The organism is Nostoc sp. (assembly GCF_036918245.1).
GTDB lineage: Bacteria > Cyanobacteriota > Cyanobacteriia > Cyanobacteriales > Nostocaceae > Nostoc.
Map to the genome: position 1 here is coordinate 21,432 of NZ_JBALEF010000101.1, position 25,618 is coordinate 47,049.

Sequence of the window (25,618 nt, forward strand, 5' to 3'; positions counted from 1 at the left end):
CTACAGCAGATTTTAAGTTGGTGACGTACAAAAGTACCCCACCCGCACCAATATAAATTTCATTAAAGTTTTATAGTTTGGGCAATATGCCCACACTACTTATACAAGTTAAATGTGGAACAGCTGATCTTTGTTAACTAGCTGTCATACTGCTACTATCCTTCGTTTGTTACTTGAACAATCGATTGACTAGATTGGGCTAGATAGATACCCGCTAAAACAACGGCAAAAGTGGCCCAATCAAACAAACCTACTTGCTCTGAAAAAATGAACCAAGCAAAAATGGAAGCTAGGACTGGTTCTAAAAGAAGCGTGACGGCGACAACGCCTGAAGAGATTCTACTGAGACTATAAGCTAAAAGTCCCTGACCCAGCACTTGACAGAAGAGAGCTTGGAAAATGATGAAAAACCAACCCGTCCAGGAGTAGGGCAATAGTCTATCTTCGAGGAATGGCAGGACGGGTAGTAGAAACATTGTTGTCACTCCACAGCGCCACAGCATGATAGTTGCAGTGCTAAATCTGGTTCGGAGTCTTTCTATCAGCAGCATACATGTAGCCATGAAAACCGCAGTTAGCAATGCTAATGCATCACCTAATATTTGATCGGTTGCAAATTGCACCTTATTGAGTTCAAAGGCGATCGCTCCTCCCAAAGCGATGACCAGACCAATCACGAATCTGTTGTCGAAACGCCGACCAAATAACAAATACCCAGCCAAAGCAACAAATAAGGAGTTCAAATTAGATAGTAAAGCTACATTAGCAACACTAGTTTGACTCAGCGACCAAGCCCACAAGAGGAGGTAAGTTCCAGCAGAGGTTCCCATTGCCAACAATAGCCACACTTCTTGACTTGTAAAAGGCTTCTGTTCTATAAATTGGTTATCAAGCAAGGCAGGAGTAATATTGCCTTCTGTCTCCTGCCTCCTGCCTCCTTCAATAGACTGTTGGTAACGGAAAGCCTCAAGTCCATTCCAAAAACCAAAGACAACTGTCGCAATCCAACTGCGATGAAATACTACAGCATTTGCACCAATTTCTTGTTGACACAATTTGGTCAGCGATGGTGCTAAAGATATGGGAATTAGAGCAAACAATAATGAGACAGTTCCTAATAAAGCTGGTGTTTTGGAGAATTGTTGCTTTAGTAATGACAGTTTGATCGTCATACTTTGAACGAAAGTGTTAATTATATTTTTGACTGATTCTTGGAACGGCAAATTAACAGCCTCTTGGCTAGATACGGCTAAGTATAAACCTATTAAAACTACAGCGAAACCTACCCAATTTGAGAAAGTTAATGTTTCCGAAAAAATTACAAGAGCGAAAATGCCGCTAAATACTGGCTCTAACAGATGTACCAAGGAGACAACCACAGAGGAAAACTTGGCAAGGCTATAGGTCAAAAGCCCATGACCTAAAACTTGGCAAATCAGCGCCAAGAAAATTACCCAAAGCCACCCACTGACTGTAGAAGGAAAAAGCTGATCTTGAGTAAACAAAAGTATAGGGAAGATCGCTAAAGCCGCGATCGCACAGATCCACAATTCAGTTGTGGCCGGAGAAAATTTGGTTCGTAATTTTTCTACGATCAGCAGGTATGCACTTAAGAAAACCGCCGAAACAATCGCAGCCAAGCTTCCTTGAACCTCGTCTGTGGCAATTTGCAACTCCTCAAATTCAATAGCGATCGCTCCGCCAAGGGCGATGATCATCCCAATCAGGAATTGGTTCTCAAAACCCTGACGAAATAACAGCCACACCCCTAAGCTAGTAAATATGGGAGCGAGATTATGCAACACACTAGAAATTGCAAGGCTAGTTTGAGTCAGCGACCAAGCCAACAAAACTAAAGTGGCAGCCCAAAGAATACCAGCACCTAGCAATAGCAAAAGATCCTGACTGGTGTAGGGTTGCTGTTCTATAGGTTTGTCTAAGGAAAATCGCTGCCGTATTGCCTTGTATCCATGCCAGAGCAAGAAGACCACACTAGCAAGCCAAAAGCGATTAAATACAGTGGCACTGGGGGTGAGTTCAATTTCGCTCAATTTCATAAAAATAGAGCCAAAAGATATGGCACCTACACCTAGAAATAATGAAGTGATCGCTATTTTCGTTTGATTGAATACATTCATCAGGAAATTTAAATTCAATTTCTTAGCAATAATGGATCGAACCTTCTACCCAACCCAACGCTCTTGGGCAAATCCTACAGCTATTTTGGCTAGTAGTATCACAAAAGCTCCCAATATTAAATATCCCTGACGAGGATGGCGAGATAGCAGCACTCCAATTGCTATGTTCAAAGGCACAATACCGTAGGCGAGACGGCTTAATGAGATAGTGCCTCCAGAAGCTAGCAGCAAACCAATACCACAAAAGCCATAAATAACTGTAACTGGGGTCAGTTGCCTGTGTAAGCGCCACAACACACAGCCACCACCTAAGACCATGAACAAGTTAAGGAAGTTATCGATCCACTGTTCGCTTGCCAGAATCAACAAAAATAAGACTAAACCATAAAAGCCATAAAATAATTTTACAGAACTAAAACGTTGACGGAAATGCCATAAAAGATAGCCACTGACAACAATCGCACCAAATAACAAGAGATACCAGGGGTCTTGAATCCCGCCAGAGGAGTTTTGAACCCAGCCAAATTGCCAATTTTTACTGCCAACGGCAATTTGCATGAACATATTTAACCAACCCTGCCAATCAAACCCTAGAGTTGGTCGCCATCCTCGCTGTGCTTCGATAAAAGCTAAAGGGTCGCCAAAATAAATCGCACAATACAAACTGAATAGAAGTATGCCAATAGCAGTAGTGAAACTAGCTATATAGGCAATGGGTGGTCGGCGTTCTTTCCAGGCTGCGATCGCCAATGCTGGAATTAGTGCCATACCTGTAGGACGTGTTGCTGTCGCCATCGCGCCCCAAAGGGCAGTCCAGCCATACTGCTTTTGATCGAACGCCCGCAAAGTTGCCGTACTCAAAAACAAATACAGTCCTTCTGTGTAAATTACCCCCGTAAACATCGAAGCTGGATACAAAGAAAGCACAGCAGTCACCCAGTGCGCTGCATTGATGCCATGATGCTCCTTGATCCAAAAGTACAAAGAGTAAAGTGCTGCAAAAAATGCCAAGTTGTTGATTAATGTGCCTGCCAATTCAAACGGTAAGCCCAACTTCATCAAAACCCAGATGCTTAAGGGAAACAGGGGAAAGAAGGCCAGATTATGTTGCTTGCCGTCATTCACAAATTCATAACCAGAAGTTGCGATCGCTCGATAATGGATACTATCCCAGGCATCAAAAACCCCCCAGCCAAAATGAGGCAAAAATTCTTCTGCTGCTAACGGTAGCTTTGGCGCAACCAGCAACATAGCTGTCCAGATGAATATTCGACTGGCAAGCCATATTGCTGCTGGAAACAGGAAATCATTTTTCCATAAAACTTTTTTTATAACTATCTGAACTTTGGCCATAAGGTTGAGTGCTTCAACAAACTCCTTTGTGCATCCTTTTACCTATGGCTGTAACACAGCAATTTTTGAGTAATATTTTGCATATTAAATCCTCCACCAATATAATTAACCAACTGGATAAATTAGCAATTAATTGAAATTATTTCCTATTTGGTTACTTTTGACAATTGTCTCAAAATTTATCTTTAAAATATACTATTTATAAATACAATTTTTGTCTAGCTGTATGAAAATTGGACTGCTTTAAGACGTATTCTAAAAGCTGATGAAATAGTTTATGATTTACGCACTATACACAATTTATGTATACGATCACACTTGGCACTGAATACACTTATTACTCCTCAACTATCAACACGGTTCGGTTGAACCCAAAAAATGAAAATGTGTAAGTTGGGTTGAGGAACGAAACCCCACAATATGTTGGGTTTATCGGGTTTCACCACCTTCAACCCAACCGACAAATATTCTTAACTGAACCGTATCGCCTAAACTATAGAAAGGGCTTCTAGCTCTTTTTGCATGTATTCCCTAAGCTCATCTTCTTTAATTTGTAAGCTTCAATCACGAATTATATTCCCTTTCTTTTATCTTCTTGGAAAATTGGGATGCTAGCGTGCCTAAACCTAATTTCTTAAGTAATAAATAATTATATGTTTCCCAGGTAGACACACGAAATGTACTTTTGAATAACCATGCATCATTATCAACTGTAAAGGGAGTTCCAACCTTAGCTACAAGAAACGAAGAAGTATTATCTGAAGTTGAGACTAACTCTTCCCAATTAGTAGGCTGTTCTTTGCCCCAATTAAAAATTTCTTTTAAACTCACGACTTCTAAAAGTTCCCTTCTCATTAAACATGCTGAATTTCCAAAATATTGAATGGGATGAGAAAAGACATCACTGGCAAAATAATCTTTACCTGGACCCCACTCTCCCCCAGCACTTTTATCTACATGCATTAAATTTATTCCCAGAATATTTTTATTTTCATTAAGAATAGTAAGACCATGTTGCAAGATATTAATACACTCTTGATGTGTTCCCACTATTTGAATATCGTCATCCAGATGTAAAATATAATCAGATTTACAAAGATTCAGACTAATAAGAATTCCAAAATTACTATGAGGGGGATGGCTGATAGTATTATATCTTACACAATCAAAATGATTGATTTGATTGGATGATTGAAGTAGCTTCATCCCATTTAAATCAGGGCTACTATCATCTAAAAATATTTTTTCAGCAAAAGGAAGCTCTAGTACTTTAGCCCAGCTTTGTATAGCACGACAAACAATGAATGCACGGTAATCGCGTAACGACTTAATATATGAGCATGTAGAAAATGATGTTTTTTTCCACAAATCATTGCTGAAATTTTGCATATTCTGCATTTCTTTATCCTTTCATACTGTATTTAGAGCAAAACTTAGAGCATATACCATCAACATAATCTTTTCCTAAATTCAATTTTACTACCAATCTGTAAAATAATTGTGACACCTCCGTCAGCCTTTTCGCTTAATTTCACAATACTCCAAACAGTTTTCGCCCTAATGAATAAAAAAGCCACTTATTGTTGTAAACTGCAAATAATTCCAAAAAAGCATAGTGCTAGTTCAGCTCTGAATAGGGTATAAACGATACTCGCCCAAATGGGTAATTTAGCAAACCTCATCATTAATAATTAGTAATTTTATTTACTACGGTTATGATTATGTTGGGAAAAGTGAACTTCACAAATCTAAGTCGCTATAGTCAAATCTCGGAAAATATCTACCGACGACAGTTTAGCTAAGGCTTTGAGTTTGTGGAATTAAATTGGCGAGTAATTGACCAGGCAGTGCTTTGAACCTGGCTAAATTAGAGGTGACACAAAAACAGCTTGTAGACAAAGAACCTTGATTTATCTAATAAGGCAGTTTTTATGAAAATAGCATATGTAATTTTGGCACATAAATATCCGGAACAATTAGTACGTCTTATTTATAAACTAAACACAGATGATGTTTCATTTTTTATACATATAGATAAAAAAGCGGATTATAAAATTTATCATCACGTACTGACTCAACTCAAGGATTTTCCAAATGTCTCTTTCATAAAGAGATACGATTTAGCATGGGGAAGTTTTGATATTGTCAGAGCTAGTCTTAAAGGAATAAAATCAATAGTTGAAACAGGTATTTACTTCGATTATGTTATATACTTATCTGGTCAAGACTATTTGATCAAGTCAAATGAACAGATTAAGAAGTTCCTCCAAGAAAATAAAGGTAGAGAATTTTTAGAGTATTTCCCACTACCTTGTGATAAATGGTATCGTGGAGGTTTAACAAGATTAGAATCTTGGTATATTCGTTGGAAAGATAAGGATTTTTTTATCCCAGAAAAGCGTGAGTTTAAATCTCGCATTAACTCTTTTTTATATTCATTGTTGATTTTGCTTTTACCGAAAAGACATAAACTTCCTGAAGGCTTTGCTCTTTATGGAGGTTCAGCGTTTTGGTGCTTAACAGGAGAATCCATAAAATGGATAAATGATTTTGTTAAGCAAAACCCTAAGTTTGTTAATCGTTTTAATTACACTTATTGTCCAGATGAATTGTTTTACCAGATCCTAATTGTAAATTCACCTTTTAAGGATAAAATTATTAACACTCGCTTGACATATCTAGAGTGGTCTAACGTTAATTCCCTTCACCCCAAAATTTTAGAAAAAAATGATTTTGATAAAATTAAAGACTCAGAAAAATTATTTGCCAGGAAGTTTGATATGACTATAGACCCGGATATATTAGATATGATTGATGAAATGATATTGAGTCAATCTTAAAAAAGCAAATAAATTTTTAATTTTGGTCGTAGAGAAGAAATAATAAATGTTCTCGACTATTGAACTTTGGACAAAAAAGAGCGGTTTGCGTAAAATATCCGTAAACCAAACGTAATTTAAAGAACCTATCCCACTAATCATTTTTGTGCTATAAAGCTTAAGTTTGTTAAAGAATGAAAACAAAAAATCAAGGTTTTCAAGCATATTTTACGAAGACAAGTAGGGATTTTTAAAATAGTGGGATAGGTTCAAGAACACTCAGATGATTGCTCAACGTTGACGTTGATCCAGCCGCCATTGTTCGGCCAGCGGACAGTCCACCAGTATCCGTGAGAGATTAAGATGATAAAGTGCCTTTTGTCAATCAGTTTAAATACTCAAAACATTGATAAGAAAAATGATAATCGCCACTTTGGAGGAGGATAGAGGACAGGGGGATATTTTATTTCTTTGCGTCTCCACGTCTCCCCCTCTTTGCGTTTCTCCTTTGCGTCAGTGTATCGATTATAGTGATTGCTGTGATTAAAGAGTCCCCAGCAATTTATAGTGAGAGTTGTCTGTAAATCCTTAAGCAATTGTGAAAGCGATTACTCTCGTTGGTTCCACTGGTTCTATTGGTACTCAGACTTTAGATATTGTCACTCAGAACCCAGATCAGTTTCGGATTGTAGGATTGGCAGCTGGTAACAATGTCGAAATGTTGGCTGCCCAAATTCGGCAGTTTCGACCAGAAATAGCAGCCATTTGCTCAGAAGATAAATTACCAGCGCTCAAAGAAGCTATCATTGACCTCGATCCTCAACCGATTCTACTGGCAGGTGACGCCGGAGTGATAGAAGTAGCCCGTTATGGTGATTCCCAAACCGTTGTCACTGGTATCGTTGGTTGTGCTGGTTTGCTACCGACGATCGCAGCGATTGAAGCTGGTAAAGATATTGCCTTAGCGAACAAAGAAACGCTGATTGCTGGGGCCCCTGTGGTTCTACCCCTAGTCAAAAAACATGGTGTAAAATTACTCCCTGCCGATTCCGAACATTCCGCAATCTTTCAATGCCTCCAAGGTGTTCCCAAGGATGGCTTGCGGAAAATTTTACTCACTGCATCTGGTGGAGCTTTCCGCGACTGGGATATAGAAAAGTTAGCAGATGTAACCGTTGCTGATGCCCTCAAACATCCTAATTGGTCGATGGGGCGGAAAATCACAGTAGACTCTGCTACTTTGATGAATAAAGGACTGGAAGTAATTGAGGCTCACTTTCTGTTTGGCTTAGATTATGACAATATCGAAATTGTTATTCATCCCCAAAGCATTATTCACTCGCTGATTGAACTGCAAGATACTTCAGTTTTAGCCCAACTCGGTTGGCCAGATATGCGCTTACCCTTGCTGTATGCTCTATCTTGGCCCGATCGCATCTACACCGACTGGGAACGACTAGATTTAGTCAAAGCTGGAAATTTAACTTTCAGTGAACCAGATCACCAGAAATATCCTTGTATGCAGTTGGCTTACGCTGTGGGTAAAGCTGGTGGTTCGATGCCAGCTGTGTTAAATGCCGCCAATGAGCAGGCTGTAGCTTTATTTTTAGATGAAAAAATTCGGTTTTTAGATATTCCCCGGTGTATCGAATGGGTGTGCGATCGCCATCAAAATGATAACCGTGCAAATCCCTCTTTAGATGACATTTTGGCAGCAGATAAATGGGCAAGACAAGAAGTTTTAACAGCGACTGAAAAGTTAGAAACTCACTCGCGGATAATTTCTCTGCGATAAAAACCTTCAGTTCAGTTTGGACTGAGGATTAGAAATTGATGCCTAGTCCCCAATCTCTAATCCCCAGCCTCTAATCTAATTAATATGGAAATGAATTGGGTGCGGCTCTTTTAGGAAGACAAAGAGGAAATCAAACAAGCATTGCTGTTGGTGGTGGAGTAGTGGAACAAAGGGCTTGAGTGACACCCTTGAGCAAAAGGAATGCCACCAAGATATACAGCCTGATGATGGCATTGACGCTCAAGCTGTAGATGAAAGCGCCAATAGTCATTCCAATCACCACTAACATAGAGAGAACGAAGACGTAAAACAGCCTCAGCACCTTCAAGACTCCATCGAGCGCCAGTAATGTCCATTCGGTCTTTGATGAGGTAACGACAAGCCGCCTCAATCACGCCAGTCGCAATGGGAAAACCCGCAGCCAAGTAATCATCGTATTTGAGAAAAGCACCATTATTGAGCAGATAGTTAGCGCATTTATCAACACTCAAACGCTGTTCAGGCTTCAGTTCACGTAAGGTAGCAGTGCGACGCATACCAGCAGCCACCAAGCTGGATTGACCTGACAAGATGCGGAGCAATCGTTCACTCACCCAATCTTGGGCTTGTTGATTACTGGGAGAATGGAAGACAAAAGCAGCTTTCCACAAATACTCAATCACATGGATAATATCAAGAACAATGGTGAGTTTGATGTTGTGTTTTCCAGCCAATTGTTGGAGAAGACGTAATTGTGTCTTATTTCCATCAACTAATGCAACGAGCGTTTTTTGTTGATTTGGGTCACGGTGCAATGCCTCATCAAACGCTTCAGAAATCACTGTTTCTGGTTCTTTAACTAAAGAAGTCCAAACGCGCTTTCCTTCAGGGCGAGGACGCAAGGTGTTTGGAAATTGCTTTGGGTTGATGATTTGTTGGGCTGTACGAATAAACGGTTTGATACTATAAACAGCCGCTACTGTTGCCATCCGCTTTGAGTTGCGCTTTTCTCCCTTGCTCAATCGTTTTTCTAGTTTTCTTTGTCCAGACATTGCTCGTTTTTGGGTGCTAGGGCGTAAATCTTCTCTACGCATAACGACACCCTTTCCATCAGCACTAATTACGATAATTTCTCCTGTCTGTTCTAATTGCTTTGATTGTGCTTGAAGGTAGTCATAGAACTCATTAAAGTCTCTGGAACTGGTTTGCGCTAATTCTTCGACTTGCCGCTTGGGTACAAGCGCAGCTGTTGTTTTCTTGATGATTTCTACTGTAGAGTTAAACCCGTTTAAGGCTACTTCTGTGGCGACTCTTTGCCTGACTCCGTGTGAGTATTGTTCTGTTGGTAGGTTTAATTCTGCATCTAATGGACTGAGGCTGCTTATTTTTCTGCCACCGTAGCCCATTCTTCTGACTGTGACTGTACCAAGTATTGTTGTTAGTTTCCGGGACACTTTCCGCTTATGGGTTCTTTTGGCTCCGTCACTACCAGAACAATCACTTTCTATCTCATCGTCGCTGCGCCTGTCTAAATAACCTTGTAGGAGTCGTCTTAATAGTTCGTTGCCGTTGACAAAGAGCTTGTTTTCTAATTCTCCATGCTCCAGACCACAAACGCTTTCTGAACTTAGCCAGTCTACCATTTCTTCAAATAGTTCGCGTGCTTCTAGGAAAAATACGTCTTCATTTACGGTAGATACTTGCATCTCTCTTGGCTATACCCTGACTCTGGTTATATTCTGCTGCTTCTCTTTTGACTGGGTAATTTGTTCAATACCTTTTTCCTACAAGCATCTCCTAAAATTACTCCCGTTCAGTATACCGTCTTTTTAAAAGAGCCGCACCCAAATCATTTCACTTGATGGCAAAGATGTACTCACCAAACTACAAAGAACTTAACAAATGAAACTCTATTGAAGATAACTTTTGACTTCCGGATCAGTCGTCAGTTTTATGTATATCTATATATTTACAAAAAAATAAAAAGCTTTACAGAAACTTTGCAAAGTAAACCAGCATATCACATAAATAATTCTCTCATTTTTAGGTAAAATATCTCCAGACCAATTATCACAAAAAGCCCCATTTTAGTATATATTAAAAACTGGGTTTAGCATCTTTTATACCAGTGATTATTACAAAAAAAACTTACTCTTTCTGAGTCAACCCACTTTCAGACAAGGGCAATTATTAAGGAATTAATATATATGATTATTACGTTGATTGTAGCTTGGATAGTCTTCATAATATTATGGAAATTGCTGAAAGCAACCGTGAGCACTGCATTAACTCTTGCGGCAATCCTTATTTTATTAAATATTAGTTTTGGCATTACTCCCCAAGATATTTGGCATTACGTAACGCAGTTTGCTCAAAGTCTGTCGCAGATTCAAAGTGCTAAGTAACAATATATACTTCAATTTTGCTACTAAAAGGTGAAGCTTGAAGAAGAATTCAGAAACCTAAATTCAAGAGTCAGAAAAAGAAACTGAAAGTCGGACTCCGATTCTGAATTCTGACTCCTGGCTCCTGCATTCTTTTATGATAAATATGAAATGACAAAATTTTTAACTTTGACGCCAGTTGCATCAAAGTTTATGTGGTGTTTACAACCTTTGTTGTTCAATTATTATTAAATACTGAAATTTTAGCTAATGCATCCTTAACACTAGCCGGCAACTGACGCATAATCTTGCCTCTTTCACGATCTAAAGCGACTAAAGTCACCTTGGCAGTGACGTACAATTGTTGTCCATCAGTTGAGACAATGGCGTAATCCCAATTGATTCGGACACCAGTCACTTCAGCCATGCGCGTTTTTACCACCACTGCCATACCCAATTGAATTGAACGGTGATAGCGCACAGACAGTTCTACAACTGGTAAATCGCAGCCTATAGCAACTAAATCAGCAAATTCAATCCCTATAGATCGTAAGCATTCAATCCGCGCTTCTTCCATCCAAGCTAGATAGGAACCGTGCCAGACAAGACCGGCATAGTCAGTGTGGTGGGGTTGCACTCTGACAGGATATTCAAACCAATTCCCAAACTCGTGACTGGATGGATTGTCAAGGGCGCTGGTTGGTGGTAGTTTTGGTTGGCTAGGTTTTTCTTCTGACATCTTCAATTTTCTAAGTAACTATAAATTTTCCAAATTATTGAATAGCATAAAAATTAATTGCGTTGCCGGACTTATTGATTTAATATTTACCTTCCGAGCATAGGGAGTGTTTTGTTATGCAGGCTAATCTCCGGCATGTGAGTGTTGTTACTTTATCTCTACTTAGCTTACTAGGTTTTGGGATGGTGTATCCAGACAATAACCAGGTAAACACAAATGCAAGGTTGAGGTACGACTCTGGAGAAAAAGCTCAAGCTTTACCCAAGAATAATCAACTCTCAGAAATTGCAAGACTTAACAAAGAAGCTATCGAAGAATCTCGGCAAGCTCAATCGAAAGAAGCGTTGCAGAAATTACAGAAAGCATTAGGCATCAGCAGAGACCTTGGAGAGCGCTCTTGGGAAGCGGTAACATTCAACAATATTGGCAGAATCTACCAAAGTCAAAAAAAGTATTCTGAAGCACTTCAATCTTATCAGCAAGCCTTATTGATTAACAAAGAACTTGGGGATCTGGTTCGACTTGGCAAAACCTACAGTAACATCGGTTACTTATTTGATATCCAAAACAAGCCAGAGTTAGCAATTTTTTTCTACAAGCATTGTTTGATTAATCGTGAGAAAGCTCGTTTGAATCCATCAGCACTGAGTGCGCCACAACCAGATGCTTACAACATAACTGTTAGCCAGACATATCGCATTTTGGGTGAACGATTGCTGAAACAGGAACGTGTTGCTGAAGCACAAAGGACAATGGATTTACTCAAAGTTGAAGAACTAGAAGAATATCTCCAGAATGTGTCAGGTAATCAACGTACTGTCAAAGGTATTAATATAGCGGCAACAGAAAAACCAATTAAACAAAAGTTGGATCAAAGTGTGGATAATGCTGTTGTGCTGGGTAAAGAACTGACAACACTACGGAAAATTTCCTCCGAACAGCGATCGCTCCAACAGAAACAACGCATCGAACAATTAGTCTTAAATCAACAGCAACTTCTAGATGGATTTAACGAATTTATCAATAGTCCTTTAGTGAAAGCACAGGTAGAGGAAATTAGCCGTATAGCTAGGCGGCAAAATTTGCATTTGGAGAGTCTCAATGAACTTCGGGATAACTTGGCGCGATTACCGCAAAAATCGGCACTACTCTACCCACTGATTTTAAAAGATAGTTTGGAATTGGTCTTGGTAACTCCTGAATCCCCACCAATCCATCGCACCGTTGCTGTAAAACGTGAAAACCTTTATCAAACAATTGATACTTTCCGCCAAGCTTTAATCAATCCCAGTCGAAATATCAAAGCACCTGCACGCCAATTGTATGACTGGCTAATTAAACCGATAGAGAAAGATTTGAAGCTATCAGGTACGCAAACTCTGATTTACGCTCCAGACGATCGGTTACGCTACATTCCTTTAACTGCTTTATATGATGGCAAACAATGGCTAGTGCAGCGCTTCAATGTGAATCACATTACATCTGCTAGTCTGACTAACTTAAACACCCCAAAACAATCGACTTTGCGGGTTTTAGCCGCTGCTTTTACTAAAGGTAATTATCAAATCAAAGTTGGTAATCGACAGGTTGCTTTCGCCGGCTTACCCTTTGCAACGCGGGAAGTGGAAAGTCTAGCAGCTGCGGTTCCTGAAACTACGAAGCTTTTAGACGATGCCTTTACCCCTAAAGTCGCTGTACCCCAGATGGATGATTATACAATTGTCCATTTAGCGACTCATGCAGCCTTTGTAGTGGGTAAACCAGAAGATTCGTTTATTTTATTTGGGAATGGCGATCGCGTTAATTTTAGAAATGTCGCCACTTGGTCACTCCCGAATGTAGATTTGGTAGTGTTGAGCGCCTGTGAAACCGGCTTGGGAGGCAAATTAGGTAACGGTGAGGAAATTTTGGGCTTCGGCTATCAGATGCAACAAACCGGCGCTAGAGCCGCGATCGCCTCTTTGTGGTCTGTAGATGATGGTGGTACGCAAGCACTCATGAGTGCTTTTTACGGTATCCTCTCTACTGAAAAATTGACTAAAACTGAAGCTTTACGCCAAGCTCAAGTCTCATTAATTACTGGATATTGGAAGTCCCTAAGTCACAATACACCCGTAGCAGCAGTTAATGACTTTAGTCATCCGTACTATTGGGCACCCTTTATTTTAATTGGCAATGGACTTTAGGTGTATCGATTGCATCTGACATAATAATTGCTGCTACTGCCCAGATTTACCATCTGACCTGAGTAACGCCCAACAATGGTGATTTTGATCCTGCGGTATTCCCTTACTAAATCCTTTTACATAGCCTAACGAAAACTGCGTTAGCGGAGCTTAACGTACCCCTACGGGGAAGCAAGCTACGCGCAGCATCTCGTAGAGAAGTTTTCGCGTTTTGATGAAATTGTGGGAAAAGAGGAGCGCTCAACTACCCAACCTCTGACTTTAGTGTGTATTAACACCTTCCAGCTAAAGACTGAAAATCCGGCTCATGAGGTTTTGGTAGATACAAAAAATATGCGATGGGCCAACCATAGCCAATCACTTAATGGTAATGGAGAAATAGCTAAGAGCGATCGCTAACTAAGCCACTATTACCGATTATCAGTTACCGATAATCAATTTCTAATTTGCCATCGACCTCTGAAACCTTAACACTTCTTGGCAAGAGTTTTAGAGCCTGTATCACTTTGCATAGATTGCTTGACAAGATCGGCCAGTTCGTCTAATTGGCTAATTGCCTCCGCACCCTCTAGCTTCATTAATTCACGGTCATCCCGCATTTCCGTCCAAGTAATGCCGTAATCGGATACTAAAAACCGAATCAGGTGGTTATCACCTAAGCTAACCATAAACGATGCACTATTCATTTGGTCGCCACAGGTATAGCAGGATGCAGGATACCCACGCCGTTCTAATACAATCGCCAAGGCTTGCAGGTTCATTACCAAGTCTTGGACGAATTGTCGATGTTGATGTGCTAGTCTCAGAAACACTTTTGTCCTCCAGACACCACAGTAATTTGAGTTTCTTTTATATTTTCTTTAGATTTTCTCACCCATTGGTATTGTAAACTATTCACTACAATTACCAGACAAATGATATTGAGTCGTTAATTGACTACCTTGTTTAGGGTAGTGGATCGGGGTTTTGAAGGCCGTATCAAACTATTCAGTTTGCAAATTCAAAATTTCGGACAGAATTGCTAAATTTAACTATATCTTTATACACTTCTGTCAGGGTAGATTCTTACAGTAAGCGATCCGCTTTAAGAGTAACTTAAATCTAGCACTAGTCAACTCCAGAAAAGCTACATATTTGGTTCTTATTGGCTATGTGCAGCCTAATACACTGTTAGTAGAGTCCATAATGTAGTTTTGCATCATTATGCTGTCTCTTACTTAGATGTTTAATCTGTTTTCTTTCTAACGTAGATTTTGGTATAGACAAATGATTAGTTATACCAAATTCGTTCCTCCCATGTATATAAAGTTAAGCTGATGACAGTGCAAATTATAGATTAAGTAGTTACCAGAGAATAAAAACAATAGTTTATACAAACCTCACTTAGCTAGGAGACAAATGTGAGTGTAAAACCCACAATGGGAAAACTTAACACTGATAATACCGAAACTCAGCAAAACAATGTTGCCACTTAGGCAATATTTTCCGATATTTTGGGATTATTTTCAAAAAGTTGTACTAACCAAAGCACGGTAAATTAGAAGGGTTATTATCTTAGTTTGGTTTTGCCAAATTTAATGCATATATAATATATTTCAATTATCTATTCAAAGTTAGTAATTATTTTTTATTAATAACTGAGTTAACTTATTCGTAATTCGTCATAACGCTTTCGACAAGAGGCTGCGCCTAACTTGCTTTCCCATAGGGTACGCAAACTCGCTACCATTGCGCTAACGTAATTCGTAATTATTGGCAAGACACTTGCGCGTCATTGTCTTTTTTAGTGGTCTTGAATTAGTTGGAGTCTAGATATCCAACTAATTCAATTATCAATTAGAAATTAATAGACTACTTGCCACCAACCGAAAGCTGGGCCGATAAAACGGATTGTTGCCCATCCTACAACCATAAGACCAATGCCTATCCAAGCACCACGAGTAGTCCAAGTGACAAATTGTTCGCCTTGAGTTTTTGTGATCGGAACCCAAGACAAGATCCGAGTCTCTTGACCGTATGTTTCCCCTAGTGTGGTTTTACGACGTTTTGCTTCACCCATAATCAGCAACTCAAATTCTACTTAGGTTCTAAATTTATTTTGCCAGTAATCATACCTACAGAGAGGCGATGAATCGCATCACCTTCTATAAGCTGATAATAGTGCTTGCTTTTAGACGATCGCGCTTTGGTTGACAAAATTTAAATTGGGCATTGGGGAGCCACTGCGGTCTTGGGGTCTCCCCAAGTGGAGCAAGTGGCGTCACTGGTAACTGAATTTTAAGCAGAATTTTCCTCATCGGTATTGGAAAATAAGCTGGGATCGAGATAGTTAATGCGTGCCAGAGGGCTTAAAGCTGCGAGAATTTGAGCGCCGTAGCTGCGGTTAACTACACGACTATCAAGCAAAGCCACAATCCCTTGACTTTCTCGTACTGGAGCGATCGCCCGTTGTAATTCATTTAAAGCTGCTGGCAACAAGTATAAACGGAACCAATCTTGATGCGATCGCTTATAAAGAGCTACCCTACCAGCTACCAGGGGATTTTCCAAAGATGGTAGGGGCAAAGTAGCAATGATTAACAGATGGGGTGCTGGCAAGACTCGTTGATGTTCTCGCCAAAATTCCCAACCGCTAATCAAAATACCATTTTCATCTAAACAAGTTTTTTCTACTTGCACCCGCGAACCAAACTCTGAGGCCAGAATCGTCGCAACTTGAGACTTAAGTGGTACATCCCCCACCAAGACAACTGTCAACCCTGGTGCTGTTGCACTTAGACAAACCAGTGTGCGGACTTTGTGAATAAATGCCGCTTGAAATTCTGGTGTGTTGGGTAGAGGTAACTTATAGGGTACATACAGTTGAATTGCTTCCGCTTGACTCTCCGAGGAGAACTTCAGGCAAGTTAAATCGTCCAAACCCAGGCGCTGGCGAAAAAGGGGAGCCTCAGTTTCCGGTTCGATAGCGCTACCAATTAAAACTACTGGTTGTCGCTGCCAAATAGGCGAGAGTATTTCCCCTAATTCCATTGGGGCGTAGTGCAAAGAAAATAAACCTTGTCGATGGGCAATAGTCGCCCAGAAGAGAGGAGGGGGGGCAGGGGAAGCAGGGGCGGCAAGATTTTCATCAAGGGTTTGAAATTGTTGCCAGAATTTTTTCCAATTATCTGGGAGGTTGGCTCGATCTAAAGCCAAATACAGACGACTCAAAATTTCTATTTCTGGCTGGGAAATTAGATAGCACTGATATGGATTAGCAGGATGTTGAAAAAGTTCGTGTGTTAGTTGTATCCGTGCTTCGCGAATTGCCTCAGCTTGGTTTGGACAAGCCAGCATCAGTTGCTCCCAATCATCGGGTTGAATATCTTGGGTAAGTTGATGACGCACCCAATCTTCAAGATCGTCTACCCCATCAATAATTGTGGGAATGCCTTGGGGAAAGCGTGAGCCACCAGCCAATTGTCCTCTTAACCAAGTTTCTGGGGAGGTCAACAGTAGCCCTTGGAACTCAGCATCAGGCCAAGCGTCACCTGTTCTAATTGATTTATTGGCTGGTAGCCACTGCTGTAGGCGGGGAATTTCCACCCGCAGCAGAAGTTGCTGAACTGCTTCTTGAGCAACAATAATTACAGGGCCATGCCACATCAGGGCTGATGCTATGAAACTAGTACGATACCGCCCTTGATAGCCACAAACTGCCCCGACTTGAATTAGGGCGCTACGTCCCAGGCGCAAGGCGCGTGCTACCAACCGTGCCATCGTCAAATGATGGGGCCAGGAAGGGAACCCCGCTTGCGATCGCAAAAAGTTATGTAGTGACAAATGAACTTCTGCCTCAATCACACGCTTTCAATTCCATACAAAGTGACTTTTACTTCCAATTGCCCCATTTCTATTATCTTGTCATTTGTCATTTGTCCCTTGTCCTTTGCCTTGATCCAAAACTAATGACTAATGACCAATCACCCAATACCCTAAATTATGCCAACTTACACAGGAATTTCCAGCGAAGCCTTTAGGCATCCACTAGATCGCCAAGCCGAGCAAGCTTTACGAAATTTACCAGGATTTGATTTAATCGCTCGTAAATTTGTGGAATTTATCTACGAACGCCCTCAATTAGTCTATCTAATGGGTAACACCATCCAAGTCGGGCCGCGTCAATATTCCACTATTTACCAGATGTTTCGGGAATGCGTCCGAGATTTGGACATTTACCCAGAACCAACACTCTTTGTCTCGCAAAATCCCCAAGCAAATAGTTATGCGCTGGGGCAAGAGAATCCTTATGTAGTCATAAATACAGGGATACTAGACTTACTAGACGAAGCCGAGATTAGGACGGTGCTAGCCCATGAACTGGGGCATATAAAATGTGGTCATACTATTTTAATTCAAATGGCGATGTGGGCGATGAGTGCTGCTTCTGCCTTGGGAGAATTGACCTTTGGCATCGGTAATATTGTCACACAAGGCTTGATTTACGCCTTTTTTGAGTGGCGGCGCAAAGCTGAGTTATCGTCAGATCGCGCTGCACTACTAGTAATGGATGACTTGAATCCTGTGATGTCAACGATGATGAAACTCGCTGGCGGTAGTAACAAATATGCCAATGAATGTAGTTTACAAGAGTTTATCAAGCAGTCAGAAAATTATCAGGCATTGGATGAGGATGGACTGAATCAGATATATAAATTCTTGATCTACAATGGCGCTCAGGGTATGATGTTGAGTCATCCTTTTCCTGTTGAACGCTTACATTACTTACGGTCGTGGGCAGTATCCGAAGAATATCAGCAAATTCGCCGAGGAAATTATCAGCGATCGCCTACTTCCGGATCGGTAAATGTTGCAGCAGAATCTTCCGAAAATCAAACAGAAAGTTTGCGCCGTCAAATTGAAGAATTACAACGAGAAATCGACAGAATCAGAAGGTCTGAGTAGTTTTTACTACTAAATAAAAATTAGTAGGGTGGAATGGTGCTCACTTAAAGTTGGATTTAGATCCCCGACTTCTTGGAGAAGCCGGGGATCTGCGTTAATATACATCTTCTTCTATGGGAAATTAAAATACTTAAGAGTTGAACCAGATAATTACTCCAGTTCCCAGTACACAGATAATTCCCGCCAAGCCAGCTAGGGGTTTTTTATTTTTACCTGTAAACCAGTCAGAGACTTTACCTGTGTAAGTAATTAGTTCTGCTGTATCTATGGTAGCGATCGCCCATACCCATCCCGCGTGCAATCCCCAAGCTAAACCCAAATTACCGCTAGAGGCAAAGCGTGCTAACACCAGCACCATTCCCATCAGCCACAATCCAGGGAGTTGGGGTACGGTTTCGCTTTGCTCCCAAACCAGGTGTAACAAGGCAAAAATCAAGCTAGAAATGGCTGCTGCTACCCAAACTGGGTAATCCTGCGCTAATTCAGTGAACAAGAAACCACGAAAAACTAACTCTTCTATACCACCGACTAATAAGGCTATCAAGAAAATCGGTAGCAATATGGGTAGTAGTAACTTGAAATTGGACTTTTCAAAAGAACACCAACCTAATCCGAATTGTCCACCAAATACAATAGCTAGACTCACCACTCCCAAACTAAAACCTAGTGCTAAAAAACCAAGAGTTGAAAGATTGCCAACAAAGCCGTAATCTGAAAAAGATTTATTAGTCAACCAAACAACTCCCCAGAGAATCAGGGGAGCTAATAGGTAAAGTGACACCAATAAAGGCATTTTTTGCTTTGGCTGTAAAGGTTTAGGAGGTTGCCAATTAAGCAATATTGCTGATACTGTTGCTACTGGCAACCAGCAAACTATCCAGCAAACAAAAAATGCCGTCACTATAACTAGTGGCGGTGCATTTTCTATAAACGCCAGTAAGACGTTGACCGAAGACTCAAAGAAAGTTATCAAAATAAACAAAAAAAACACGATAGACTTCTTGCATTATAGATTTCTTGCTGATTAATCAAGACTCTACTAAATTTGGTGACTTCTGCAAGGGGTCTAATCGCATTTTTTACCTGGCTACCAGTTTGCTGTCGGGGTAAGGACAAGTGATCATCACCTGAAACTTATCCCTACCATCAGCAAATTTACTCTTCGTCTTCCAAATCTTCGTCTGATTCGTCAGAATCGATATCTTGTGAAGTTAGTTTTTTATCGCTTTCACCTAGTTGAATCAGGTGAATATGTTTGTATCCCAGCCTAATTTCAAACTCATCTCCAGCCTTCAAGCCCATTGCTTTGGTGTATGTAGCACCAATTACAATCTGACCATTTTGATGGACACTAACCCGATATGTCGGTTCACGACCACGACCATCTTTAGGTGCTTCTGGACTTAGAGGAATTCCCCTAGCAGATAGCAAAGCGTCATAAAAATCGGTGAGATTGACACGAACTTGGTTATTCTTTGTAACAGTGTAATAGCCGCACTGTTTAGCTCTTTCTCGGCGTGGTAATGTGGAAAGTTCTTTTACTTTAGCAAGTAGTGCTTTTCCAGTTAATGGCGCGGTTGCAGTTTCAGTCATTATGCTCAAATTTTCCTTACTCTCTCCAAACTGATAAACGATGTAGTCTCATGCCAGCATTTAATTTTTTAGCATTTGCATAGAGCTACTGAAGACCCTAGTGTAACGGGTGAATTGCTGCCGATAGGAGCCAAAAGCACTTCTATATATAGTTGTCCACAACCAACTAGAGGCCATAGTTGCCACAGACATTAATTTTGGCGATGTTACGGCACTTTTAACCATTATTCGCCATCAGAAAAAAAACTATTTTCTCCTTTGGCGCTACTGTAGCGGTGTAACTTTCAGCCACCTTTACAAATGGGGTTAGGTTCTACTGCAAATAAGTTGTAGACCCAAAGAATTGCAGGTTTTTCACTTCCAGTGCTTGCCTTTCTTGCCAATGAGCAAGTAGAGTTTTCTCCACTCGTCCTCTCAAGCTTAGGACAACATAGTATTTCAATAGAGTCCTACGGGCATACACCCTTTTGTCCTACCAGTAGAGACGCGAATTTTCTTGTCTCTACATTACGAATCAACAAAGCAGTATTAACCGCGCTGATACGGCTATTGATTCTGGTTTTGCTACTTCGTAATTTTATATTAAATACTAGCATGGACTAATAATAGCAAAATAGTTGTTTAATTTTGAATTAAAGTTGCTAGTAAATTTTTATTTAAATTCCTGGACTTAAAGAAGAAAAAAGCAGTGACGATTTTCTTAACCCTTTATTGCAAGCGTGAGCATTGCTATCTGGTTTTTATAAAAATTTATATAATTGAGACGAGCAGTTTTGACCAATGAGTTCAATCCAATATTTACTTGATTGAGAGCAAGCCAAAAAGCGAAAAGTCTCGCACCTCCGGGTTTCGCGGTGCTCTAACTTTTCTTTGAAAGTGGTGAGGATTTTTCCTTGGTTTATTATCTTCAGGTCAAAAGCGGTCAGAAGATTTTGCACGTCTATCTATGGGAAGAACAAATCTCTTAACATCTGTCTAGTGCTTGATTGCTACTACTATATATTAAACATGGGCTTTCACACTTCTATATAATCAAAAAATTCCGTCAAGTGGTAGTGAAGGCGGAATTTTACTGTCAGGACTGCTTGACTCAAGTTGACATCAAGACGTGCTGCTAATCTCACATGCATTTCATTTGTATACGATCGCTAGGTCAAAGATCGACTTAAGTTACTTTTTAAGCAAACCCTCTTTCCTTTACATTCCCAAACAGGTAAATTCAATGCAAAGCTGCGATTACATTTTTGGCGTTTTAACTCAGAATTTGACAAAAATCTTGCCTACAGCGCTACTACAAGTAAAATTTTAATGGTTATCCTTAAACTAGAATCAGTCGCCCTTTAATCGTCAGCCTATTAACACCAGGGTTTGAATTAGGGGCGAAAAAGTATAACTCACTTTTCGCAACAACCTGCTTTGACTCATGATTGTTGAAGCTGGTGAAGTAATTTTAAAATTTTGGTTAGTAGTTATGGAAGTTATTTTTAAGGTCATTCGACAGCAACAAAATTCCTCCCCTGTTGTGCAAACCTACCTTGTGGAGGCCGAACCAGGTTATACAATCTTGGATTGCCTCAATCATATTAAGTGGGAGCAAGATGGAACTTTAGCGTTTCGCAAAAATTGCCGCAATACTATTTGTGGTAGCTGTGCTATGCGAATTAATGGGCGTTCGGCTTTAGCTTGTAAAGAAAATGTTGGGAGTGAACTTGCCAGATTACAACAAATACCATCATCTCAAAGTAAAGTAAATGCTATTGGTGAAATCACGATCGCACCTCTTGGCAATATGCCCGTGATTAAAGATTTGGTTGTAGATATGAGCAGCTTTTGGAATAATCTAGAGGCAGTTGCCCCTTATGTGAGTACGGCAGCACGACAAGTACCAGAAAGAGAGTTTTTGCAAACACCACAAGAGCGATCGCGCCTCGATCAAACTGGTAACTGTATTATGTGCGGTGCTTGTTACTCTGAATGCAACGCTCGTGAAGTTAATCCAGACTTTGTAGGCCCCCATGCCCTTGCCAAAGCTTACCGAATGGTAGCAGACTCCCGCGATAGCGATACCGAAAATCGTTTAGCAAGCTACAACGAAGGTACTAAAGGCGTATGGGGTTGCACCCGTTGTTTGTACTGCGATTCTGTTTGTCCAATGGAAGTTGCACCATTAGAACAAATCACCAAAGTTAAACAAGAAATTCTCACCCAGAAACAAACCAGCGATAGTCGCTCAATTCGTCACCGGAAAGTATTGGTGGATTTAGTTAAAGAAGGTGGTTGGATTGATGAACGTCAATTTGGTTTACAAGTAGTCGGTAATTATTTTCAGGATTTAAAAGGATTACTCAGTCTTGCACCCCTCGGTTTGCGGATGATCCTCCGGGGTAAGTTTCCCCTATCATTTGAAGCTTCTGAGGGTACGGAACAAGTGCGATCGCTCATTGAATCTGTGCAACAAGTAGAAAACAAAAGTTAAAAGTGAGGAGTTAGGAGTTAGGAATTTTAACTCTTCACTCTTAACTTCTAACTTTTAACTGTAGTTCAACGCGGTTCTTGAGGTATATTCAACGGTTGTCCATAACGGTCATATACTAAAACATCCCACTGACCATTGTTACTAGATTCAAAAGCAATCCTGCTACCATCAGCGCTAATTGTAGGGTTACGGACTTCCGCTTGCAGGTTATTAGTCAAATTCCGCGATTGGCGTGTTTCTCTGTCGTAGAGAAAAATAGCCGATCGCCCCTGACGGCTAGCTGCAAACACAATATAACGACCATCTTGTGAAACACTAGGATGATTTGCGATCGCATCAAAGGAATTTAAACCTGGCAAATCAACCAAATCACGAGTTACCGTATCAAACATATAAACATCTTGGCTACCCCGTCGGTCAGTAATAAAAACAATGTATCTCCCAGAAATTTGGGGGTTTAATTCCGACGCTAAACTATTGAGACTACGACCCCCCGGATCAAAGGGATAACTCAAAAGGCGAGGGTAGCCAAAACACCCAGTCAATAAACTTAAACAGAAAAATACTGGTATAAAAAAAATACGTTTCATATAATTAGTCATTAGTCATTAGTCAATAGTCTCACAACTCCTAACTCCTAACTCCTAACTCCTACGGAGGTGAACCGACGGTTGCACCATTGGGAATATCTAACTCAATATTTGGCCCCCGGTCTAGGACTTCAATATCCCACTGACCACGAGTGGCGGTTTCAAAGACAACATAACGTCCATCTGGGCTAATATTTGGTTTTCTAACCCAGCCGCGATAAATTGGTGTGACGATTTGCGACTGTTGCGTAGCGCGATCGTAAAGCGCCACCACTGGTCTACCTTGATCGCTAGTAAGATAAGAAATATAACGCCCGGTGTAGCTCAAACTAGGACTTTCGGCAATTGTCTCTTGTCGGTTTATGCCTGGTGTGCCAATAAACACTTGCCTCTCCAAATCATATACTAGTAGCTGCTGATTACCATTGCGATTAGATACAAACGCTAAAAAGCGCCCATTTCCACTCAAAGCAGGTTGCTCCTCAGTGTAGCGACTATTAAGAGAAGTAGGCCCTATGGGAATATCGTTAGAACCACAAGATACAAGCAAACTTGTTAAACCAAAAACCAGGCTCCAATGAATTGGTCTTTGGAGCCAAAATGCAGGCGTAAATTTTTCCACCTCAACTGTTTTCCGTCGCCTTTAAACCTACTTGCACGCCAACTGTTTTAAACATCGTCATCAAAATCGGTCAAATTATCTGGCCCCTCATTTGGTTTTTCAATTGGGTTGTATGGCACATAATCAGTTGGGATCGCATCATCATCTTCGCGCGGTCTTCGAGAAGTTGAGTCAGTGGGCGGACGACGCCTTCTCGGTCTGGGAGAAACATCATCTTCACGACTTTCGGGACGCTGTGACCCATTATTACTACGGCGAGAAGGTTTTCTAACTTCCCCACCCGAATTTTCCCAATCATCAACTTGCCTAGATGAAGAACCCCAATTTTCATCTTCAGAGCTTTCAGAAGGGCGATTCACAGGACGCCCAGAAGTCCGCCGACGCGTTCTATCAGATGGAGCCTGTTTTTCACTACTGCTGCTGTTGCGGCGTTCTGTACGACGGGGGGGTTGTTCCTCGTAGTAGTCATCACGAGTTGAAATCTCATCCCTGCTACCGCGAATCCGGGCACGCACTGGGCGTTCTTCCTCGTCTTCATAAGGCAATGGATCTAAGTCTGCCTCCATCTCAGCCTGATATTTGCTGCGATTATTGTACGAATAGCGATCGCTAACCGGTCGATCTTCGTCCACAATCGGAGTGTTGCGCTTTGCTTGCTGGGTAGCTATACTCCGCAGACGAATACTTTCAACTGCAAAAAACACAGTTGTGCCAACTAAAAGCAGTTGACCAAATTGTAAAATTGGGTCAAGCCGCCATCCTTGAAAGACAAGAATGAAGCCGCAAAGCAAGCCGACTGCTGCAAAAAAGATATCTTGATCTCGTGACAATTCTGGGCGCACAGTGCGGAGAAAATACAGTGCTGCCCCAGCCACAGCCAGGAAAATTCCTAGAATACTGGCTGAATTTGCCCCAAAATTTACCTGAGCCAGAAAACTGGCTGAGTTCAGCCCAAAATTTATCATTGCTGTTTTCCCAATATCAAATCTATGTTAGCGAGTCACAATTAAAATCACTACTCTAATTAGTCACAATATATTGAAGCTTCAAAGCCTCTGGCAAAGAAGCTCTGAAGCTATTCACCGAAAAGTAAAAACACCTATGTTTGTCATCTACAACTGCCACCAGCCACAGAAACTGCTGCTTTTAGTGCAATTAAGTAGATAGCTGACAGACAATCGATTATGAGAGTTAAATTAACTCTCATAAGCATTATGAACGCTGTATTTTATCTTTTTGGCTAATGAAAACTAGACCAACTGTAACGGGTATTACAACAATTGCTGTACCCCATAGCAGACTCCAAAGAAAATTTGCTAAAGAAGGCGTCATACTTCTCAACCTTTTTTTACACACTTCATCCTAATTTTAATAGTGTATTACTTTCTTGAGAAGCCTCTAACTCTGAACTGCCAAACTTGGTAACTGCTTTCACCAGTTATTGAGTTAACCGCGTGGGCGAGTTCGCTTTTCTATTTCAGAAAGAAGTGACAGCATTTGGTTAAAATAATGATCGGAGTGCTTTACAAAGCTTAAAATTTTCTGGCGATGTCTACGACGGGCTACGCCTATGCAAAGCGAAGCTTGCCGACGCCTAAGTTTTTTCTTTCTTTACAGATAGATAGTACCTGAAATCGATGACTGGTGTTAACCTGACTGCTTGGATTCTTGGCCCTGTGTTAGGGGTGATGACATTCTTATTTATATTTCGTATCATTCTCACTTGGTATCCGCAAGTGGATCTGAATCGTTTGCCGTTTAATTTAATAGCTTGGCCCACTGAGCCATTTTTAATCCCGTTGAGAAAGCTGGTGCAACCTATAGGTGGGGTAGACATTACACCTATTATTTGGGTTGGTATCTTTAGTCTCCTGCGAGAAATCCTACTAGGTCAACAAGGATTACTGACTATGCTATCTCGTGTGAATTAGGGATGGGGCATTGGGCATTGGGAATTGGGCATTGGGCATTGGGAAGAGGACAAGGGGAAAACTTGTTGG

The 25,618-nt window shown here is 40.8% G+C and carries 22 protein-coding genes; 8 read left to right on the forward strand and 14 right to left on the reverse strand.

Annotation, left to right across the window (positions count from 1 at the left end):
* Positions 1-155: 155 nt before the first annotated feature.
* The 3 genes from V7L12_RS28990 to V7L12_RS29000 all read right to left on the reverse strand — a co-directional run bounded on the left by V7L12_RS28990 (position 156) and on the right by V7L12_RS29000 (position 4,880).
* Positions 156-2,138: a DMT family transporter gene (locus tag V7L12_RS28990; RefSeq protein ID WP_335089657.1), complete on the reverse strand. Its 1,983-nt coding sequence runs from the start codon at positions 2,136-2,138 to the stop codon at positions 156-158.
* Between the two features lie 45 nt (positions 2,139-2,183).
* The gene (locus V7L12_RS28995) at positions 2,184-3,491 is read right to left on the reverse strand and encodes a mannosyltransferase family protein (RefSeq protein WP_335089658.1); all 1,308 of its coding nucleotides are present in this window, start codon (positions 3,489-3,491) and stop codon (positions 2,184-2,186) included.
* Positions 3,492-4,055: 564 nt separating this feature from the next.
* The gene (locus V7L12_RS29000) at positions 4,056-4,880 is read right to left on the reverse strand and encodes a hypothetical protein (RefSeq protein WP_335089660.1); all 825 of its coding nucleotides are present in this window, start codon (positions 4,878-4,880) and stop codon (positions 4,056-4,058) included.
* 542 nt (positions 4,881-5,422) lie between these two features.
* On the opposite strand from V7L12_RS29000, the gene V7L12_RS29005 reads away from it, so the two are divergent.
* Together V7L12_RS29005 and dxr are read left to right on the forward strand one after the other, a co-directional pair.
* Positions 5,423-6,331 carry a beta-1,6-N-acetylglucosaminyltransferase gene (locus V7L12_RS29005; RefSeq protein ID WP_335089662.1) on the forward strand — a complete coding sequence of 303 codons (909 nt, stop codon included), beginning with the start codon at positions 5,423-5,425 and terminating at the stop codon, positions 6,329-6,331.
* A 577-nt stretch (positions 6,332-6,908) separates the two neighbouring features.
* Positions 6,909-8,105 carry a 1-deoxy-D-xylulose-5-phosphate reductoisomerase gene (gene dxr / locus V7L12_RS29010; RefSeq protein ID WP_335089664.1) on the forward strand — a complete coding sequence of 399 codons (1,197 nt, stop codon included), beginning with the start codon at positions 6,909-6,911 and terminating at the stop codon, positions 8,103-8,105.
* Positions 8,106-8,235: 130 nt separating this feature from the next.
* Here dxr and V7L12_RS29015 read toward each other — a convergent pair.
* A protein-coding gene (locus V7L12_RS29015) for an ISKra4 family transposase (protein WP_335089666.1) occupies positions 8,236-9,790 on the reverse strand; the annotation gives its coding sequence in 2 pieces (ribosomal slippage) (positions 8,236-8,301 and positions 8,303-9,790; 1,554 coding nt in all).
* Between the two features lie 501 nt (positions 9,791-10,291).
* Here V7L12_RS29015 and V7L12_RS29020 point away from each other — a divergent pair.
* A complete protein-coding gene (locus tag V7L12_RS29020) occupies positions 10,292-10,489 on the forward strand; it encodes a hypothetical protein (protein WP_335089668.1) in 198 nt (65 codons plus the stop codon).
* 217 nt (positions 10,490-10,706) lie between these two features.
* On the opposite strand, the gene V7L12_RS29025 is transcribed toward V7L12_RS29020, so the two are convergent.
* Positions 10,707-11,207 (reverse strand): acyl-CoA thioesterase, encoded by a 501-nt coding sequence (locus V7L12_RS29025; protein ID WP_334823602.1) that lies wholly within the window; start codon positions 11,205-11,207, stop codon positions 10,707-10,709.
* A gap of 116 nt (positions 11,208-11,323) precedes the next feature.
* On the opposite strand from V7L12_RS29025, the gene V7L12_RS29030 reads away from it, so the two are divergent.
* Positions 11,324-13,393 (forward strand): CHAT domain-containing protein, encoded by a 2,070-nt coding sequence (locus V7L12_RS29030; protein ID WP_335089669.1) that lies wholly within the window; start codon positions 11,324-11,326, stop codon positions 13,391-13,393.
* Positions 13,394-13,615: 222 nt separating this feature from the next.
* Positions 13,616-13,792 (forward strand): hypothetical protein, encoded by a 177-nt coding sequence (locus V7L12_RS29035; RefSeq protein WP_335089671.1) that lies wholly within the window; start codon positions 13,616-13,618, stop codon positions 13,790-13,792.
* 68 nt (positions 13,793-13,860) lie between these two features.
* Here the strand turns inward: V7L12_RS29035 and V7L12_RS29040 are convergent, their stop codons facing one another.
* The 3 genes from V7L12_RS29040 to V7L12_RS29050 form a co-directional block, all read right to left on the reverse strand.
* Positions 13,861-14,205, reverse strand: a complete 345-nt coding sequence (locus V7L12_RS29040) for a DUF1815 family protein (protein ID WP_335089673.1) — start codon at positions 14,203-14,205, stop codon at positions 13,861-13,863.
* A gap of 1,031 nt (positions 14,206-15,236) precedes the next feature.
* Positions 15,237-15,452 carry a DUF2839 domain-containing protein gene (locus V7L12_RS29045; RefSeq protein ID WP_099101660.1) on the reverse strand — a complete coding sequence of 72 codons (216 nt, stop codon included), beginning with the start codon at positions 15,450-15,452 and terminating at the stop codon, positions 15,237-15,239.
* 218 nt (positions 15,453-15,670) lie between these two features.
* Positions 15,671-17,236, reverse strand: a complete 1,566-nt coding sequence (locus V7L12_RS29050; RefSeq protein WP_335089675.1) for an ATP-dependent DNA helicase — start codon at positions 17,234-17,236, stop codon at positions 15,671-15,673.
* 138 nt (positions 17,237-17,374) lie between these two features.
* Between V7L12_RS29050 and V7L12_RS29055 the strand changes: the two genes are divergently transcribed.
* Positions 17,375-18,337 (forward strand): M48 family metallopeptidase, encoded by a 963-nt coding sequence (locus V7L12_RS29055; RefSeq protein ID WP_335089677.1) that lies wholly within the window; start codon positions 17,375-17,377, stop codon positions 18,335-18,337.
* Positions 18,338-18,467: 130 nt separating this feature from the next.
* On the opposite strand, the gene V7L12_RS29060 is transcribed toward V7L12_RS29055, so the two are convergent.
* Entirely contained in the window at positions 18,468-19,328 is an 861-nt protein-coding gene (locus V7L12_RS29060) for a CPBP family intramembrane glutamic endopeptidase (RefSeq protein ID WP_335089678.1), read from the reverse strand.
* A 164-nt stretch (positions 19,329-19,492) separates the two neighbouring features.
* The gene (locus tag V7L12_RS29065) at positions 19,493-19,930 is read right to left on the reverse strand and encodes an AbrB family transcriptional regulator (protein ID WP_094350106.1); all 438 of its coding nucleotides are present in this window, start codon (positions 19,928-19,930) and stop codon (positions 19,493-19,495) included.
* 1,471 nt (positions 19,931-21,401) lie between these two features.
* Between V7L12_RS29065 and V7L12_RS29070 the strand changes: the two genes are divergently transcribed.
* Positions 21,402-22,406: a succinate dehydrogenase/fumarate reductase iron-sulfur subunit gene (locus tag V7L12_RS29070; protein WP_335089901.1), complete on the forward strand. Its 1,005-nt coding sequence runs from the start codon at positions 21,402-21,404 to the stop codon at positions 22,404-22,406.
* Positions 22,407-22,471: 65 nt separating this feature from the next.
* On the opposite strand, the gene V7L12_RS29075 is transcribed toward V7L12_RS29070, so the two are convergent.
* The 4 genes from V7L12_RS29075 to psbX all read right to left on the reverse strand — a co-directional run bounded on the left by V7L12_RS29075 (position 22,472) and on the right by psbX (position 24,950).
* Positions 22,472-22,996, reverse strand: a complete 525-nt coding sequence (locus tag V7L12_RS29075) for a TolB family protein (protein ID WP_335089680.1) — start codon at positions 22,994-22,996, stop codon at positions 22,472-22,474.
* Between the two features lie 61 nt (positions 22,997-23,057).
* Positions 23,058-23,618 (reverse strand): TolB family protein, encoded by a 561-nt coding sequence (locus tag V7L12_RS29080; RefSeq protein WP_292862294.1) that lies wholly within the window; start codon positions 23,616-23,618, stop codon positions 23,058-23,060.
* A 47-nt stretch (positions 23,619-23,665) separates the two neighbouring features.
* Positions 23,666-24,583, reverse strand: coding sequence for a Ycf66 family protein (locus tag V7L12_RS29085; RefSeq protein ID WP_335089682.1), 918 nt, complete (start codon positions 24,581-24,583; stop codon positions 23,666-23,668).
* 247 nt (positions 24,584-24,830) lie between these two features.
* Positions 24,831-24,950, reverse strand: coding sequence for a photosystem II reaction center X protein (psbX, locus tag V7L12_RS29090; RefSeq protein WP_099100805.1), 120 nt, complete (start codon positions 24,948-24,950; stop codon positions 24,831-24,833).
* A 305-nt stretch (positions 24,951-25,255) separates the two neighbouring features.
* Between psbX and V7L12_RS29095 the strand changes: the two genes are divergently transcribed.
* Entirely contained in the window at positions 25,256-25,549 is a 294-nt protein-coding gene (locus tag V7L12_RS29095; RefSeq protein ID WP_094350101.1) for a YggT family protein, read from the forward strand.
* Positions 25,550-25,618 lie beyond the last annotated feature (69 nt).